Raw genomic sequence first — 15,476 nt, 5'->3', positions numbered from 1 at the left:
GTTCGCAAGGAGTCTCCATGTCCGGCCATAGTCAGTTCGCCCTGCTCAGGCAACGCCGTTTCCTGCCGTTTTTCATCGTCCAGTCGCTGGGCGCGTTCAACGACAACGTCTACCGCCAGGCGATCATCGCGCTGCTGTTCTTCCTCGGCACGCCGATCGAAGAGCGCTCGCTGTACACCAACCTGGCACCGGCGATCTTCATCCTGCCGTACTTCCTGTTCTCGGCGCTGGCCGGGCAGATCGCGGAGAAGCTGGAGAAGTCGCGGCTGATCGTGATCACCACGACCATGGAAATCGCGATCATGTCGCTGGCCGCGGTCGGCTTCCTGACCGAGAGCATGCCGGTGCTGCTGGTCGCGCTGTTCTGCACCGGCATGCAGTCCACCCTGTTCGGGCCGGTGAAGTACTCGGTGTTGCCCTCCATCCTCAAGCCCGAGGAGCTGACCGGCGGCAACGGCCTGGTCGAGATGGGCACCTCGCTGTCGATCCTGACCGGCATGATCGCTGGCGGTCTGATCTTCACCCTGGCGGGCAGCCATGGCCCGATCGTCGCCGCGACCGCGGTGATCGTACTGGCCGTGGCCGGCAACCTCACCGCGCGGATGATCCCGAAGGTCGATGCCGGCGCACCGGACCTGAAGATCAACTGGAATCCACTGCCCGAGTCGCTGGCGGTGCTGCGCATGGCCAAGAAGCAGAAGGCGGTGCGCAACGCGATACTCGGCGTGTCCTGGTTCTGGTTCGTCGGCACCATGCTGACCTCGCAGCTGCCCACCTACGCCGAAATCAATCTAGGCGGTGGCTCCACGCTGTACATCTTCGCGCTGGCGCTGTTCTCGCTCGGCACCGGCACCGGCTCGCTGCTGTGCGAGAAGCTGTCCGGGCGCACCGTGGAAATCGGCCTGGTGCCGCTGGGCGCGTTCGGCATGACCGCCTTCATGCTCGACCTGTACTTCGCACGTGTCGGGGAAGCCGCCGCCGCCGGGCTGTCGATCTGGCAGTTCGTACAGGCGCCCGGCAGCGTGCGCATCATCATCGACCTGATCGGCATCGGCCTGTTCACCGGCTTCTTCGTGGTGCCGCTGTTCGCACTGATCCAGAGCCGCACGGCCAAGTCGGAGATGTCGCGCGTGTTCGCCGCGCTCAACATCCAGAACTCCGGTTTCATCGTGCTGGCCGCAGGCCTGGGCCTGCTCACCCAGCGCGTGCTGGACTGGACCATTCCGCAGCTGTTCCTGGCCCTGGCGATCGCCAACGCCGTGGTGTCGATCTACATCTTCACGATCGTCCCCGAATTCCTGATGCGCTTCCTCAGCTGGGTGATGGTGCGCGCGCTGTACCGCCTTCGCCCGCACGGGATCGAGGCCAACGTGCCGGACGAGGGCGCGGCGCTGATCGTGTGCAACCATGTGAGCTACATGGACGCGCTGATCCTCTCGGCCACGATCCCGCGCCCGGTGCGCTTCGTCATGTATTACAGGATCTTCAACATCCCGGTGATGCGCTGGATCTTCCGCACCGCCAAGGCGATCCCGATCGCCGGTGCACGCGAGGATCCGGCGCTGATGCAGGCTGCGTTCGACGAGGTGGACAAGGCATTGGCCGAAGGCGAGCTGGTCTGCATCTTCCCCGAGGGCGCATTGACCCGTGATGGCCAGATGGGCGCGTTCAAGTCGGGCGTGGAGAAGATTCTCGAGCGCCGCCCGGTGCCGGTGGTGCCGATGGCGCTGCGCGGCATGTGGTCGAGCATGTGGAGCCGGCGCGACACGCGCCTGGGCCGGATGCGCGTGCCACGTCGGTTCCGCGCGCATGTCGAGGTGGTCGCGTCGGCACCGATCGCCGGCGAGGTCGCCACGGCCCCGATGCTGGAGACACAGGTGCGGCAGCTGCGGGCTGACCAGGCGTGAGTCCTGCCCTGCCTGCATGTAACCGTATACATGGACGCGGGTACATCGGTTAGATTACCGCCCGGGGCACCTCGCCCGCGCTGGCCGGCGCGGGCGGACGCTCGATGCCGGACATTGCCGTCGTGTCACCTGTTGCCGATCGTGCCTCATCGCGTGTGTTGTTCGCCCCGGATCCATCCCGTACACACCCACCCAAGCAAATGGAGCTTCGCTGATGAATGCCACCGCCCCCCTGCCGCCCGCCCCGGGCAGCATTCCGAACCACCTGATCTGGTCGATCGTCGTCACCATCCTGGCGTTCTTCGTGTGCTGCCTGTCGTGCCTGAGCTTCCCGGGCATCGTCACCGGCGTGGTCGCGATCGTGTTCGCCAGCAAGGTCAACGGCCTGCTCAACCAGGGCGACCTGGAAGGCGCACGTCGTGCCTCCAAGAACGCCAAGATCTGGGCGTGGGTCACCACCGGTTTCCTGATCGCCGGCGTCGTGCTGTTCGTGATCTCGCTGGCCTTCATGGGCGTTGACGGTTACATGCAGCAGATGCAGCAGTTCCAGCAGCAGATCGAAAGCGCCAGCTGATGATCGCGCTGCACGGCAAGCGCTGGTTGCTGGCGGCCCTGCCGCCGGCCGCCTTGGCCGCCGGCGCGGGGTTCTGGGTGCTGCGGCACTACGACCCCAACAGCGCCAGCAGTCCGTTCCCGCCGTGCAGCTTCCTGGCCGTTACCGGGTACTACTGCATCGGCTGCGGGCTGACGCGTGCACTGCACGCGCTGGCCCACGGCGATGTGGTCGCCGCGTTCTCGATGAATCCCTTGGCCATGCTGATGCTGGCCGTCGCCCCGCTGGTGATCGGCTGGGCGCTGGGCTGGCGCCCACGCGTGCTGCAGCCGCTGATCACGCTGGTGATGAAGCCCGCCTTCTGGCTGATCCTGCTGCCGGCGTACTGGATCGCACGCAACCTGCCGTGGGTGCCGTTTACCTGGTTGGCACCGGGCTGATCCCAACCGCTAGGTGACCCAGCCGGCGATCACCAGCAGCGCCAGCACCGCCATCCACAGCAGCAGCATGCGCCACACCAGGCTCATCGCATCGCGCAGTTCCGGCAGCCGACGCCATACCGGCACCATGCCCGCATCGCTGTAATCGTGCGCATCCTCGCGCAGCTCGGCACTGACGCTCGCCCGCGCGACCGCGCCAAGGAAGTGCGTGGAGGCGGCCCACTGGTTGCCATGCGCCTCGCGCCACGCCTTGAATGCGGTATCGAAGTTGCCGACCAGCGCCATCGACAGCGACATCAGCTGCGCCACCGGCCATTCGAGCCAGGACAGCACCACGCGTGCACCGGCGACCGCTTCCACGCTGGCCAGCGAGCGCATCGGGCCGACCGCCAGCAACGCCAGCAGGCGATACAGCAGCGCGCCGACCGGGCCCAGCAGCAGGAACCAGAACAGCACCGCGAACCAGCGCCGCAGCGCGTTGAGCACCGTTGCTTCGACGAGCGAGGGGACGTCTTCGTGCAGGCTGCCACCGGCGGACTGCAGCTGCGCGATCGCCAGATGACGCGCATGGGCGTCATCGGCATCGATCACCGCCTCGACATCGCGGTCCAGGTCGCGCGGGCCCCAGCACATCACCAGCACCAGCACGCCCAGCAGCAGTGACGGCAGGCCGTACATCCGACCGTCGAAGAGCCACTGGATCAGGCCCAGCACCACGACGAACGGCAGCACCGCCAGCCAGGCACCCTTGCGTCCGCGCCAGGCGCCGTCTTCGGCGGCATGCCGGTCCAGCCACTGCAGCCAGCGCCGGTAGAGGCCGAACCGCCGCAGCGCAACGGCCGCGCCCGGCGCGACATGGCCCAGGGCCAAGGCAACCAGCACGGCGACCAGGGTGGTGAACATGTAAGCCTCCGGCTCGGGACGTGGAACGCGCCGCTACTATGCCTTGCGGCCCGGCAATTCCCCGGGCCGTAGGTAATGTAACGCGCCGCGTGTTCAGCCTGCGGCAACGGCAGGCGACGGTCAGGCGACCTGCTGGCGGTACCAGTGCTCGATCAGGCTGCGCGAGATCGAGATCGGCGGGGACAGGCGGATGCCTTCGCCGTCGTCCTCGACATCCCGGGCCAGGGCAGCGCCCACTTCCTGGGCGGTGAACCAGCGGGCATCTTCCAGCTCGCCGTTCACTGTCGGCACGTCGTCTTCGGCCGTCGCGGCGAAGCCGAGCATCAGCGCGCCGGGGAACGGCCATGGCTGGGTCCCCAGGTAGCGGCACTCGCGCACGCGCACCCGGCTTTCCTCGAACACCTCACGGACCACGGTCTGCTCCAGCGATTCACCGGGCTCGACGAAGCCGGCCAGCACCGAATAGCGACGCGGGGCCCAGTTGGCCTGGCGGCCCAGCAGCAGCCGACCCTGGTTTTCCACGGCCACGATCACGGCCGGATCCACCCGCGGGTAATGTTCGGTTGCGCACTGGCCGCAGCGGCCGACGAAGCCGCCGCGGCTGAAGGTCACCGCGCCACCGCACACCCCGCAGAAGCGGGTGCGCGACTGCCAGTAGGACATGCCACGGGCGTAGCAGAAGGCGGTGGAATCGGCGATGGACCAGGTCGCGGCGGACTGCCGCAGGTCGACCCGCTGCGGGGCCGTCACCGACAGGCCGGCGGCCTCCATCGAGAACCACGCCTGCTCGCCGCGCAGGCCGAGGAAGATCGCGGTACCCGGGCCACCGCCCAGCTCGGCGCCGGTCAGTGGCAGGGGCTGGCCGTCGTTGCCCGCCAGTGCGGTACCGTCCTGGTCGAGCACCAATACGCGCGCGTCCGGCCACAGCCGCAACAACGCATCAGCGTCATCGCGCAGGGTATCGGCGCGCTCCAACGGCTCGCTGACGAAGGCGAAACCGGAAAGCTGCGAAGAGAATTTGGACATCGCAAGAGCCTGCCCACATTCGGCGGGACTGGCAAGCGGCAACCGACCCTCAGGCCGGTTGCGCGCGCATCACATGCTGAAACTGCTGCCGCAGCCGCAGGTGGTCTTCGCGTTCGGATTGCGGATCACGAACTGCGCGCCGGTCAGGCTCTCGGTGTAATCCACCTCGGCGCCCATCAGGTACTGCAGGCTCAGCGGATCCACCAGCAGGGTGACGCCGGCGGTATCCACCGCCAGATCGTCCTCGGCCCGGTTCTCATCGAACTCGAACCCGTACTGGAAGCCGGAACAGCCACCGCCTTCGATGTAGACGCGCAGGGCGAGGGCAGCGTTGCCCTCATCCTGGATCAGCTCCTTGACCTTGGCCGCAGCGGCCTCGGTGAAGTTCAGCGGACGGTCCAGGGACTGGTAGTTCGGCGCGGCGGCGGGTGCGCCGGGCAGGGAAACAAGCGTGCTCATGCCCCCAGCATGGGGCTGCATGAGCACGGTTTCAAGGTGTGGCGCCGGCGCGATTCAGGCCATCGCCTCGGCCAGCTTCCTGCGGGCGGCGGTGTCCTTGCCCTTGCCCTCGTCCGCATCCCCGGACGGCGGCGGCAGGGCCATCTGCGCCGAGGTGTGGATCAGGCGGCCGGTCAGCTGGGCACCGGCGTGCATTTCCACCACCTGGTAGTGGATGTTGCCGGTGACCCGGGCGCTGGGGGTCAGTTCGACCCGCTCGGTGGCGTGCACATCCCCATCCAGGCGGCCGCTGATGACCACCACCTGCGCGCGGATCTCGCCCTCGATGGCGCCGTGCTCGGCCACCGTCAGGGTGGCGTTGCTGGCGCCGTCCTGGGCGATCACCTTGCCCAGGATGGTGCCTTCCACATACAGGCCACCGCTGAATTCCACGTCCCCGCGGATCACCACCTGCGCGCCGATCAGCGCGTCCACGACCAGATGTCCGTCGCGGTTGGACTTGTTGCTGCCAAACATGGGCTTACTCCCCTTCTTTTGCCGATGCCGCCGGTGCCCCGGCCTGTTTCCAATCGAATACCTGGGTGGCGCCCCCCGCGCCCGATCCCAGCGTGACCCGCACACGTTGCGGGGTGAAGCCTTGGGGCAGCATCACGCTGCCGGTGAGCTGCTGGAAGTACCGGAAGGAATAGTCCTGGCCCGGCACCTTGGTGCGCTGGTGCAGCTCGTCCCAGCTGACCGAGGTCAGCTTGCCGTCCTTGACGCCTTCCACGGTGAAGCGCATCTGCCCCTGGCTGATCGCCCCGCGGTTCAGGTTCTGGGTCAGCACCACGGCGTACTGCCAGGTGCCGCCGGTTTCCGGCGAAAACTCCACCGAATGGGTGTTCAGGCCCTTGCGCTGGCTGGTCGCCCCGACCAGGCGCTCGTAGAAGGCCACGTCGGCGCGCAGGCCGGCGATCTCTTCATCGCGCTCACCCAGCGAGGCCTGGACCTCGGTATTGGCAGCACGGCTGATGCGGTCGGAGGCCTGCAGGGTCGCCTGGCGCTGCTGCAGTTCGATGAGCTGCTGCTGGAGGCGCTCGTTGCGGGTCTCGGCGGCCTTGAGCTGGGTGCCGACGTCGCCGCCGGGCGAGCCCAGCCAGGCGCCGAGCAGCGCGGCCAGGATCAGCGACAGCAGCCAGGCACCGCCCAGCACCAGCAGGCGCTTGCGGTCCTGCACGGGCGGCGTGCCCGGCCGACGGATCTGGATGCGGGAAGGTGTGGGCTTATTCATGGCAGTCCTGGGCGACCGCGCCTGCCGGCGCTGTCGCAACGGCCCCTGTCTGGAACGACGGGCTAGTGTAAGTCAGGGGAAAGGCCTTGTCCGCGCAGGCTCGGGATCCGGGCAGTAGCGTTCATGGACGTCATCCACGATAGTGTGCGCCTGTGCACATTCTGCCACCGGAGCGCGTGCCATGACCGAGGCCCACCTGTTCGTGATCGGCATCCTGCTGGCCTGGCTGGCCGGTATCCGCGTGTACCTGACCGTGTTCGGCGTGGGGCTGGCCGGCCTGCTCGGCTGGGTCGACCTGCCGCCCGCGCTGCAGGCCACCGAATCGTGGTGGGTGCTGGGCACCTCGGCCGCGCTGGCCATCGCCGAGTTCTTCGCCGACAAGATCCCCGGGGTCGATTCAGTCTGGGACCTGGTCCAGACCCTGGCCCGGGTACCGGCAGGTGCGTTCCTGGCCGCGGCCACGCTCTCGCCCAGCGGTGAACTCAGCGGTACCGCCCTGGTGGCCGGGGCCGGCGTGGCGCTGGCCAGCCACGGGCTGAAGTCCGGCACCCGTGCCCTGCTCAACACCTCGCCCGAACCGGCCAGCAACTGGGTCGCCTCGGCGGCCGAAGACACCGTGGTGGTCGGCGGGCTGGCGCTCGCACTGGCGCACCCGTGGCTGGCGCTGATCCTGGTGGTGGCGTGCAGCCTGATCGGCGCGTTGATCGTGTGGATGATCTGGCGGACGCTGTGGAAGGGGATGCGCTGGCTGATGCGCCAGGCCGACAGTGGGCAGACGCAGGTGAAACCGGGCACCCTGCCCCGGTAAGGCGCGCCCTGCCTCCGGGCGTTCATCGCATAATTGCGGCGCAGACTGGGAGTACGGATGGCCGTTCACGACAACGTTGTTGCACCCGCCCGCGCCGTGCGCGCTGAAACGCCGCCGGCCGAGCACTGGCAGCGCTGGCAACGCCAGGCCACGCCCGCCGCGTTGCCGCACAGCAATGTCGTCGCGCTCAATCCCGTGCCGGCCAGCCCGCCGCCGTTGCTGCCGCCAATGACCACCGATGCCAGCGACCTGGTGCCGCCAGGCATCGATTCGCCGTACCGCGTCCTGATCGTCGAAGACGACCGCTCGCAGGCGCTGTTCGCACAGAGCGTGCTGCACGGCGCCGGCATGCAGGCGCTGGTGCACGGCGATGCCGAAGGCGTGCAGCAGGCCATCGCCGAGCATCGCCCCGACCTGATCCTGATGGACCTGCACCTGCCCGGCCTGGACGGCATGCGCCTGACCGCGTTGATCCGCCAGCAGCCTGGCCAGCAGCTGCTGCCGATCGTGTTCCTCAGTGGCGACCCGGATCCGGAGCGCCAGTTCGAGGTACTCGACAGCGGTGCCGATGATTTCCTCAGCAAGCCGATCCGCCCGCGCCACCTGATCGCGGCCGTCTCCAACCGGATCCGCCGCGCCCGTGCGCAGGCCGCCTCGCAGGCGGGCAACGCGGGTGCGCCGGCGATGAACAATCCCGAGACCGGCCTGCCCACCCGCCATCACGTGATGCAGGAGCTGGGCACCTCGCTCGCGCACCGCGATCGCGGCGGCCTGTTCTTCATCGAGATCGCCAGTGCGCTCGGCCTGCGCGAACGCTATGGCTATGCCGCCTTCGAACGGCTGATGACCCAGGCCGGCCAACGCCTGGCCGATGCCGCGCAACCGCACCTGCTAGCGCGCTTGAACGACAACAGCTTCCTGGTCCTGGCCCGCGATGCCGACGAGGACACGCTGGATACGATGGCGCACGCGCTGCGCGAACAGTTGTCCACGCGCGCGTTCGTGATCCGCGATGACGAATCGGTGCACCTGCGGGGCGTGGTCGGCCATGCCCAGCTCTCGCCGGGCTTCTCCGATGCGGGCAGCGCGCTGGAAGCGGTCGAACGCACGACGCTGCAGGCGCGCCTGCTGACCGCCGGCGTGGCCGCCTATGTGCGTCGCGAAGATGTGGCCGCACAGGAACATCTTGCGTTGCTGGAAGGGCAACTGGAACTGGCCTATCAACCCATCGTCGCCGTCGCCGGCGGCAACACCGCGCAGTACCAGGTGCTGCTGCGGCTGCGCCAGGCCGATGGCAGTGTGCTGGCCGCCGGCCAGGTGATTCCGGCGGCCGAAGCGGCCGGGCGCATCGCCGATCTTGACCAGCAGGTGCTCGACCACGCACTGGGCCTGCTGGATCTGTATCGCCACGCCGCACAACCGCTGCACCTGTTCGTCTCGCAGTCGCTGCGCACGCTGGCCCGCGATGCGTTCGGCGATTGGCTGCTGGAGTCGCTGGCCAGCCGCCAGATCGACGGCAGCGCGCTGGTCATCGACGTGCGCCTGCCTGATGCCCTGATCCACACCGTCACCCTGCAGCAGTTCTGCACGCGCATGCATGCAGCCGGCGTGCGCTTCTGCCTGAGCCAGTTCGAGCCGGGCGATGAGGCCAACGCCTTGATGGCGCAGCTGCCGCTGGCGTATGTGCGCATGGCCGCGCGCTTCTCCCACAGCCATGCCAACCAGCAGACCCGCGACGAACTGCGCGCGGCGATCGACCGGGCGCACCGCGCCGGGCTGCGCATCATCGGCCAGCAGATCGAAGATCCGCAGGCCGCGGCCGCGATGTGGATCAGCGGCGTTGATTTCATCCAGGGCAACATGGTCCAGTCCGCCGGCAGCGAACTGAACTTCGACTTCCAGAACTCGGTGCTCTGAGCATGGGACGCCACGGACGGCCAGCCCCCTCGCCCACCCCGGCCTCGCTGTGGATCGCCGCCGGGTCGGCCGCGGCCTGCGCGACCGCCGGCGTGATGGCACGGATCGGCGCCAATGGCCCCTGGATCGACATCGCCGCGGGCACCGGCGTGCTGGCGCTGCTGGCTGCGCTGCAGGCGGTGCGTCGCTGGCGGGAGACGCAGGATCAGCTCCACACCCTGCAGCAGCGCAGCGAGTCGCTGCTGCTGGAGCGCGATCACCTTCAACAACGCCGGCAGCAGCAGAACCAGCTCGAACAGGAACTGCTCAGCGCCAAGCAGGCCGCCGAAGCCGCGGCGCTGGCCAAGGGTGAGTTCCTGGCCACGATGAGCCATGAGATCCGCACGCCGCTCAACGGCATCCTGCCGATGCTGGACCTGATCGCGCGCGGCCAGCTCGGCAGTGACCAGCGGCAGATGCTGCAGACCGCCGCAACCAGCTCGCAGCAGCTGCTTCGCATCGTCGATGACATCCTCGATTACTCCCGGCTCGAAGCCAGGGGCCTGAACCTGGAGATCACCACGTTCAACCTGCGCGAGCTGCTGGAAGGACTGGTGCAGCTCATGCAGCGTGCCGCCGATCCCAAGGGCCTGCAGCTGTCGCTCGAGCTGGACCCGGCGGTGCGGCTGTCGGTTCGCGGCGATCCGGTGCGGCTGCGCCAGGTGCTCAGCAACCTGCTGGTCAACGCGATCAAGTTCACCGAGCGCGGCCAGATCCGGCTGCGCGTGCAGCGCCAGGGCGAGACCAACGCACAGCACCAGCTGCGGTTCGAGATCGCCGACAGCGGCATCGGCATCGATGACGCCCTGCAGGCGCGCCTGTTCCAGTCCTTCAGCCAGGCCGATGCCTCGACCACGCGCCTGTATGGCGGCACCGGCCTGGGGCTGGCGATCTGCAAGCGCATCATCGATCTCATGCACGGCCGCATCGGCGTGCATTCCACGCCCGGGCGGGGCGCCACGTTCTGGTTCGAGATCCCGTTGCTCAAGGTGATCGGCGACCTGCCCGCCATCGGCACCGTGCGCCGCGCCCTGCTGATCACGCGCGATGCGTTGCTGGCCCTGCGCATCGAGCGCGTGGCCCAGCACCATGACCTGCGCCTGCACACGGTGGAGACCGCCGCCGAAGCGATCGACGCCCTGCGCGCGCCGCAGCGCCCCGGCATCGACCCGGTGCTGGCCTGGGTCATCGCCGACACTGACGGCCTGCGTCACGGCACCCAGGCGCTGCAGAAGGCGCTGGCCGGCAACGAGCGGCATGCCGGAGCGCAGCTGTTGTGGCTGTACGGCGAGGAGGCACCCGCGCCCGAGGCCCTCGGCCCGGGACCGGCGCTGCCGCGGCAGGTTGCAGACAGCGAGCTGCATGCACTGCTGAGGCCGGTGGTCGCCAGCGCCCGGCCGGCCGCGCTGCTGGCCGAGGTGGAGTACGCCGGCTCGCCCATGGCCCTGCCGCAGTTCCCATTGCGCGTGCTGCTGGTGGAGGACAACCGCGTGAACCTGCTGGTCGCCCAACGCCTGCTGCAGGTATTGGGCTGCGAGGTGGAGCCCGCCACGCAGGGCGAGCAGGCGCTGGCGGCGCTGCACGCGCGGCCATTCGATGTGGTGTTGATGGATTGCCAGATGCCGGTGCTGGATGGCTACGACACCACCCGCCGCTGGCGTGCGCACGAGGCCCCGCGCGGCACCGCACGGTTGCCGATCGTGGCGATGACCGCCAACGCGATGGCCGGCGACCGCGAACGCTGCCTGCAGGCCGGCATGGATGACTACCTGTCCAAGCCGATCAACCGCGAAACGCTGCAGGCCGTACTGGCGCGCTGGGGCAGTGCGATGGCCGATGACCCGGCAGTGCAGCCACCGTCCCTGCCTCAGCACGCGCCGGCTCCGCCCGCCGCTTCGCCGACCCGCGACGAGTCGCCGGCCCCGGTGCTCGATCAGGAGGTGCTGGATGAACTGCTGGAGGTAGTCGGCGCCGACACCGCGCGCATCATCGGCGTGTTCCTGGATGACACGCCACCGTTGATCCGGCAGCTGCAGGACGCCTCGGTCGCCGCGGATCTGGACCAGCTGCGCGCGTTGGCGCACAGCCTCAAATCCGCCAGTGCGAATGTGGGTGCGATGGCCTTGTCGGCCGCGGCCTGGCGGATCGAGCACGATGCCCGCGCCGGCACGCTGGAGCGCCCCGCGGTCGCGGTGGCGCTGTTGATCGCCGAGTTCGCGCGTGCACGGATCGCGCTGGGCGGCTATCACGCCCGCCTGCGCGCCCCGTTGCAGGGCTGACTCAGTCTTCGATCTTGGTCAGCAGGTAGTTCGGTTCGCCGATGCGCTCGATCAGATCCAGCTGGGTTTCCAGCCAGTCGATATGCTCTTCCTCGGACTCGAGGATCTTCACGAACAGCTGGCGGCTGACGTAGTCACCGATCGAATCGGCATAGGCCACCGCTTCGCGCAGGGTCACCACGCCATCGCGTTCCAGGGCGAGGTCGCACTGCAGGATCTCGGCCGGGTTCTCGCCGATGCGCAGCTTGCCCAGTGCCTGGAAGTTCGGCAGGCCTTCGAGGAAGAGGATGCGGTCGGACAGGATGTCCGCATGCTTCATCTCTTCGATCGATTCCTTGTACTCGTGATCGGCGAGCTCCTTCAGGCCCCAGTTCTTCAGCATCTTGGCGTGCAGGAAGTACTGGTTGATGGCGGTCAGCTCGTTGTAGAGGACCTTGTTGAGGAATTCGATGACTTTCGCGTCGCCCTTCATGAGCGTGCTCCTGCTGCGTGGAATCGCGGGCACTGTAGCGCGTCGCGCGGGAGCATGAAGGAACGCGAATCGTGCTCAGTTGCGACCCGGCAGAAGGGTGGCAAGCCCACCCTGGGCGGCCGGCGGCTCGCGGGCACGCCGCCCGGTCAGGCGGCCTGGAGGCCCAGGACCGGCAGGGGAAGATCGTGGGTGGCGCTGAACTTGGCCAGCAGGTCCGCCGCCATGTCCAGGCAGGACCCGCAGGTGGCGCCGCAGCCGGTGCGCATCGTCAACTCGGACACGCTCGCGACACCGCTCTGGGCGGCTTCACGGATCTGATGGTCGGTAACCCCGTTGCAGATGCAGACGTACACGTGCGGACTCGGCAGGCAGGCCCGGATCGGCCTGCTGCTATTCCAATCGAAACGAGAATGGTTGTCAATTTCGAACCTGAATCATTCTCGATACGGTTCACGGCCACCGGGATTGCTCAGACCGCGCCCGGCTCGCCCTTGGTCTTGCGCGGCCAGTAGCCGACGCCCCGCTTGGGCGTGGTGCGCTTGCGTGGCCGGTCGTGGCCGGCCGCATTGCCGGGCATCCAGGCTTCCTGGGCGGATTTCGGCATCGATTCCACCCCCGTCCCGGCCACTCCCCGGGCCAGCGGCGCCAGATGGCGCAGGGCGCGTGCGTAGACGCCCCGCTTGAACATCACCACGTGCTCCACCGGGTACCAGAAGTCGACCCAACGCCACTGGTCGAATTCGGGGCTGTCGGTATGGTCCAGGGTGACGTGGGATTCGTCCCCGGCCAGCCGCAGCAGGAACCACACCTGCTTCTGGCCGATGCAGACCTGCCGTTCATTGCGGCGGATGGCCCGTGCCGGCAGCCGATAGCGAAGCCAACCCGGCGTCGCCCCGAGCACTTCAACGTGCTCCGGCAACAGCCCGGTCTCTTCCTGCAACTCGCGATACATGGCTTCGACAGGCGTCTCGTCGGTGTTCATGCCGCCCTGCGGGAACTGCCAGCCATCCCGGCGCACGCGTCGTGCCCAGAAAACCTGCCCATCCTGCCGCATCAGCACAATACCGACGTTCGGTCGATAGCCGTCCGGATCGATCACGATGCGGACTCCTAGAAAAATCTACTGATCGGGACTGTGCCACGCCCGCTGCCCACTCACAAGCGCGGTGAAAAAGTGTTGACAGATTCCAGATACATCTCCAGAATTACCGGCTCCCTGAGGCTATGTAGCTCAGCCGGTTAGAGCACAGCACTCATAATGCTGGGGTCGGTGGTTCGAGTCCACCCATAGCCACCAAGTTCGCTTGGTTTTTCAGGGAGAAAGTGCAATAATTGCACGCACATTTTGCCCCGTCGCCAAGCGGTAAGGCACCTGACTCTGACTCAGGCATTCGGTGGTTCGAATCCATCCGGGGCAGCCAAACAAACAGAAAAGGCCGATCGAAAGATCGGCCTTTTCTGTTTGTTTGGGCGTTTGTCCGGGCGCGAAGCGCCCGGACCCCACACCTTGCGCAGCAAGGTATGGGCGCCGACCCTCCCCTGCCACATCCCCGCGCCTGACGGCGCGCGCCCCTGGAGGGGACACCCACCCCCGAAAACGACAAAAGCCCGGCCGAAGCCGGGCTTTTGCGTACCTCCCAGGGGGATCCCGAAGGATCCCACGCCAGGCGCGATGGATCAGCGCTTGGAGAACTGGGTGGCGCGACGTGCCTTGTGCAGGCCGACCTTCTTACGCTCGACTTCACGGGCGTCACGGGTCATGAAGCCAGCCTTGCGCAGCTCGGACTTCAGGGTTTCGTCGTACTCGATCAGCGCGCGGGCGATGCCCAGACGGATCGCACCGGCCTGACCGGTGGTACCACCGCCAGCAGCGGTGACCATGATGTCGAAGGTTTCGGTGTTCTTGGTCAGTTCCAGCGGCTGACGCACGATCATGCGTGCAGTCTCACGGCCAAAGAACTCGTCCAGCGGACGGCCATTGACGGTGATGTTGCCGGCGCCCTTGCGCAGGAACACGCGGGCGGTGGAGGACTTGCGGCGGCCGGTGCCGTAGTTTTGCGTGATAGCCATGATTAGATATCCAGAACCTGGGGCTGCTGAGCGGCGTGCGGGTGCTCGGAACCCGAGTACACCTTGAGCTTGCGGTACATGGCGCGGCCCAGCGGGCCCTTCGGCAGCATGCCCTTGACGGCGGTCTCGATGACGCGCTCCGGGTGGCGCTCAAGCGCCTGGGCCAGAGTTTCGGTCTTCAGGTTGCCGATGTAGCCAGTGAAGCGGTGGTACAGCTTGTCCTGCAGCTTGTTGCCGGTGACGGCAATCTTTTCTGCATTGATGACAACCAGGTAATCACCGGTATCAACGTGGGGGGTATAGACCGGCTTGTGCTTGCCGCGCAGACGGCGGGCCAGCTCGGTGGACAGACGGCCCAGCGTCTTGCCGGAAGCGTCGACGAGATACCAGTCGCGCTGGACGGTCTCGGACTTTGCAGTGAAAGTGCTCATGAAAGAACTCAAGTAGGTCGGGCTCATTACGGCGCAGTACGGCCGGAACTCTGCCACGCGTTGTGAAGAGGCGGGATTGTACTGGCCATCCCCACCACATGCAAGTTGACCCCGATCCCGGCTTGGCACACCGGCCCCATGGGGCGAGAATCGACGGTCCCCCGCCGCGACACCGCCTGCCATGACCGCGCTCCGCCAGATCACCCCGCTCGACCACCTGCTGACCGAAGCCCAGCGGGCCCTGGATACGGTGTTCGGCAATCCGCCGGCCAGCCGCCCCTACCCCGCCGAGGGCACCCCGGACGTGCAGATGGCCGCGCCCGAGCGCCGCCACGCCGCCGGCCTGATGCGCATCAACCACGTCGGCGAGGTCTGCGCCCAGGGCCTGTACTTTGGCCAGGCCGCGGTCGCCCGCGAGCCGGAAACCCGCGCCCACCTGCTCGATGCGGCCCAGGAAGAGACCGACCATCTGGCCTGGTGCGCCCAGCGCCTGCGCGAACTGGACAGCCGTCCCAGCCTGTTCAACCCGATCTGGTATGCCGGCAGCTACACCATCGGCACCCTGGCCGGCCTGCGCGGTGACGGCTGGAACCTGGGCTTCGTGGTCGAAACCGAGCGCCAGGTGGAAGCCCATCTGGACGAACACCTGGACACCCTGCCGCCGGCCGACCTGCGCAGCCGCGAGGTGATCAAGGTGATGAAGATCGACGAGGCCCGCCACGCCGACCACGCCGAGCATGCCGGCGCGCGCAGGCTGCCCGCCCCGATCCCATCGGTGATGGCGCTGGCCTCCAAGGTCATGAAGACCATCGCGTACCGGTTGTAACGGCGTATCGACCAACGGTCGATACCTGCCGCGGTGGCGCGGAAAGCCAGCGGTAGCGCCCGACCGTTGGCCGGGC

At 67.7% G+C, this 15,476-nt stretch carries 17 protein-coding genes and 2 tRNA genes; 9 read left to right on the top strand and 10 right to left on the bottom strand.

Going from position 1 to position 15,476, the window contains the following annotated elements:
- Nucleotides 1-17 precede the first annotated feature (17 nt).
- From ORK51_RS01295 to ORK51_RS01285, 3 genes are all read left to right on the top strand, one after another.
- A complete protein-coding gene (locus tag ORK51_RS01295; RefSeq protein ID WP_046273059.1) occupies nt 18-1,907 on the top strand; it encodes an MFS transporter in 1,890 nt (629 codons plus the stop codon).
- Between the two features lie 214 nt (nt 1,908-2,121).
- Entirely contained in the window at nt 2,122-2,481 is a 360-nt protein-coding gene (locus ORK51_RS01290; RefSeq protein WP_019185331.1) for a CD225/dispanin family protein, read from the top strand.
- On the top strand, nt 2,481-2,900 hold the full coding sequence (locus ORK51_RS01285) for a DUF2752 domain-containing protein (RefSeq protein ID WP_266083562.1): 420 nt from the start codon (nt 2,481-2,483) through the stop codon (nt 2,898-2,900). The genes ORK51_RS01290 and ORK51_RS01285 overlap by 1 nt, the downstream gene beginning before the upstream one ends.
- A 9-nt stretch (nt 2,901-2,909) precedes the next feature.
- On the opposite strand, the gene ampE is transcribed toward ORK51_RS01285, so the two are convergent.
- From ampE to ORK51_RS01260, 5 genes are all read right to left on the bottom strand, one after another.
- Nucleotides 2,910-3,803 (bottom strand): regulatory signaling modulator protein AmpE, encoded by an 894-nt coding sequence (ampE, locus tag ORK51_RS01280; RefSeq protein ID WP_266083560.1) that lies wholly within the window; start codon nt 3,801-3,803, stop codon nt 2,910-2,912.
- A 120-nt stretch (nt 3,804-3,923) separates the two neighbouring features.
- Entirely contained in the window at nt 3,924-4,829 is a 906-nt protein-coding gene (gene nudC, locus ORK51_RS01275; protein WP_070426105.1) for an NAD(+) diphosphatase, read from the bottom strand.
- Between the two features lie 69 nt (nt 4,830-4,898).
- Complete coding sequence (gene erpA, locus ORK51_RS01270) at nt 4,899-5,288, bottom strand: iron-sulfur cluster insertion protein ErpA (RefSeq protein ID WP_019185327.1); 390 nt, start codon at nt 5,286-5,288, stop codon at nt 4,899-4,901.
- Between the two features lie 54 nt (nt 5,289-5,342).
- On the bottom strand, nt 5,343-5,804 hold the full coding sequence (locus ORK51_RS01265) for a bactofilin family protein (RefSeq protein WP_019185326.1): 462 nt from the start codon (nt 5,802-5,804) through the stop codon (nt 5,343-5,345).
- A gap of 4 nt (nt 5,805-5,808) precedes the next feature.
- Complete coding sequence (locus ORK51_RS01260) at nt 5,809-6,558, bottom strand: DUF6776 family protein (RefSeq protein WP_019185325.1); 750 nt, start codon at nt 6,556-6,558, stop codon at nt 5,809-5,811.
- A gap of 181 nt (nt 6,559-6,739) precedes the next feature.
- Between ORK51_RS01260 and ORK51_RS01255 the strand changes: the two genes are divergently transcribed.
- From ORK51_RS01255 to ORK51_RS01245, 3 genes are read left to right on the top strand one after another with little or no spacing between them, the layout of a single operon-like run.
- Entirely contained in the window at nt 6,740-7,366 is a 627-nt protein-coding gene (locus ORK51_RS01255; RefSeq protein ID WP_019185324.1) for a DUF4126 domain-containing protein, read from the top strand.
- 33 nt (nt 7,367-7,399) lie between these two features.
- Nucleotides 7,400-9,283: an EAL domain-containing protein gene (locus tag ORK51_RS01250; RefSeq protein WP_429000594.1), complete on the top strand. Its 1,884-nt coding sequence runs from the start codon at nt 7,400-7,402 to the stop codon at nt 9,281-9,283.
- A 53-nt stretch (nt 9,284-9,336) separates the two neighbouring features.
- Nucleotides 9,337-11,601 carry an ATP-binding protein gene (locus ORK51_RS01245; protein ID WP_429000601.1) on the top strand — a complete coding sequence of 755 codons (2,265 nt, stop codon included), beginning with the start codon at nt 9,337-9,339 and terminating at the stop codon, nt 11,599-11,601.
- A gap of 1 nt (nt 11,602) precedes the next feature.
- Here ORK51_RS01245 and bfr read toward each other — a convergent pair whose 3' ends face one another.
- From bfr to ORK51_RS01230, 3 genes are all read right to left on the bottom strand, one after another.
- A complete protein-coding gene (gene bfr, locus ORK51_RS01240) occupies nt 11,603-12,073 on the bottom strand; it encodes a bacterioferritin (RefSeq protein ID WP_070426108.1) in 471 nt (156 codons plus the stop codon).
- Between the two features lie 146 nt (nt 12,074-12,219).
- The gene (locus tag ORK51_RS01235; protein WP_019185320.1) at nt 12,220-12,426 is read right to left on the bottom strand and encodes a (2Fe-2S)-binding protein; all 207 of its coding nucleotides are present in this window, start codon (nt 12,424-12,426) and stop codon (nt 12,220-12,222) included.
- 116 nt (nt 12,427-12,542) lie between these two features.
- Nucleotides 12,543-13,172, bottom strand: coding sequence for an RNA pyrophosphohydrolase (locus ORK51_RS01230; protein ID WP_266083551.1), 630 nt, complete (start codon nt 13,170-13,172; stop codon nt 12,543-12,545).
- Between the two features lie 121 nt (nt 13,173-13,293).
- Here ORK51_RS01230 and ORK51_RS01225 point away from each other — a divergent pair.
- Both ORK51_RS01225 and ORK51_RS01220 read left to right on the top strand, forming a co-directional pair.
- Nucleotides 13,294-13,370 (top strand) — tRNA-Met (locus ORK51_RS01225).
- A 49-nt stretch (nt 13,371-13,419) separates the two neighbouring features.
- Nucleotides 13,420-13,494: transfer RNA gene (locus tag ORK51_RS01220), tRNA-Gln, on the top strand.
- Between the two features lie 256 nt (nt 13,495-13,750).
- Here the strand turns inward: ORK51_RS01220 and rpsI are convergent.
- Nucleotides 13,751-14,143: a 30S ribosomal protein S9 gene (gene rpsI, locus ORK51_RS01215; protein ID WP_019185318.1), complete on the bottom strand. Its 393-nt coding sequence runs from the start codon at nt 14,141-14,143 to the stop codon at nt 13,751-13,753.
- A 2-nt stretch (nt 14,144-14,145) separates the two neighbouring features.
- Complete coding sequence (rplM, locus tag ORK51_RS01210; protein ID WP_017354548.1) at nt 14,146-14,574, bottom strand: 50S ribosomal protein L13; 429 nt, start codon at nt 14,572-14,574, stop codon at nt 14,146-14,148.
- 181 nt (nt 14,575-14,755) lie between these two features.
- On the opposite strand from rplM, the gene coq7 reads away from it, so the two are divergent.
- Nucleotides 14,756-15,400: a 2-polyprenyl-3-methyl-6-methoxy-1,4-benzoquinone monooxygenase gene (gene coq7 / locus ORK51_RS01205; RefSeq protein ID WP_019185317.1), complete on the top strand. Its 645-nt coding sequence runs from the start codon at nt 14,756-14,758 to the stop codon at nt 15,398-15,400.
- Nucleotides 15,401-15,476: the final 76 nt, after the last annotated feature.

Origin of the sequence: Stenotrophomonas sp. RIT-551, assembly GCF_026241915.1 — a bacterium.
GTDB lineage: Bacteria > Pseudomonadota > Gammaproteobacteria > Xanthomonadales > Xanthomonadaceae > Stenotrophomonas > Stenotrophomonas bentonitica_A.
Note: the sequence above shows the minus strand (reverse complement) of the source record. Positions and strands in the feature narration are given on the sequence as shown.

Bases quoted from the DNA above. Each gene is read 5' to 3' on its own strand.
- coq7 (WP_019185317.1), top strand. From the start codon at position 14,756: ATGACCGCGCTCCGCCAGATCACCCCGCTCGACCACCTGCTGACCGAA.
- erpA (WP_019185327.1), bottom strand. From the start codon at position 5,288: ATGAGCACGCTTGTTTCCCTGCCCGGCGCACCCGCCGCCGCGCCGAAC.
- rplM (WP_017354548.1), bottom strand. From the start codon at position 14,574: ATGAGCACTTTCACTGCAAAGTCCGAGACCGTCCAGCGCGACTGGTAT.
- bfr (WP_070426108.1), bottom strand. From the start codon at position 12,073: ATGAAGGGCGACGCGAAAGTCATCGAATTCCTCAACAAGGTCCTCTAC.
- ORK51_RS01260 (WP_019185325.1), bottom strand. From the start codon at position 6,558: ATGAATAAGCCCACACCTTCCCGCATCCAGATCCGTCGGCCGGGCACG.
- rpsI (WP_019185318.1), bottom strand. From the start codon at position 14,143: ATGGCTATCACGCAAAACTACGGCACCGGCCGCCGCAAGTCCTCCACC.
- ORK51_RS01290 (WP_019185331.1), top strand. From the start codon at position 2,122: ATGAATGCCACCGCCCCCCTGCCGCCCGCCCCGGGCAGCATTCCGAAC.
- ORK51_RS01295 (WP_046273059.1), top strand. From the start codon at position 18: ATGTCCGGCCATAGTCAGTTCGCCCTGCTCAGGCAACGCCGTTTCCTG.
- ORK51_RS01285 (WP_266083562.1), top strand. From the start codon at position 2,481: ATGATCGCGCTGCACGGCAAGCGCTGGTTGCTGGCGGCCCTGCCGCCG.
- ORK51_RS01265 (WP_019185326.1), bottom strand. From the start codon at position 5,804: ATGTTTGGCAGCAACAAGTCCAACCGCGACGGACATCTGGTCGTGGAC.
- nudC (WP_070426105.1), bottom strand. From the start codon at position 4,829: ATGTCCAAATTCTCTTCGCAGCTTTCCGGTTTCGCCTTCGTCAGCGAG.
- ampE (WP_266083560.1), bottom strand. From the start codon at position 3,803: ATGTTCACCACCCTGGTCGCCGTGCTGGTTGCCTTGGCCCTGGGCCAT.
- ORK51_RS01255 (WP_019185324.1), top strand. From the start codon at position 6,740: ATGACCGAGGCCCACCTGTTCGTGATCGGCATCCTGCTGGCCTGGCTG.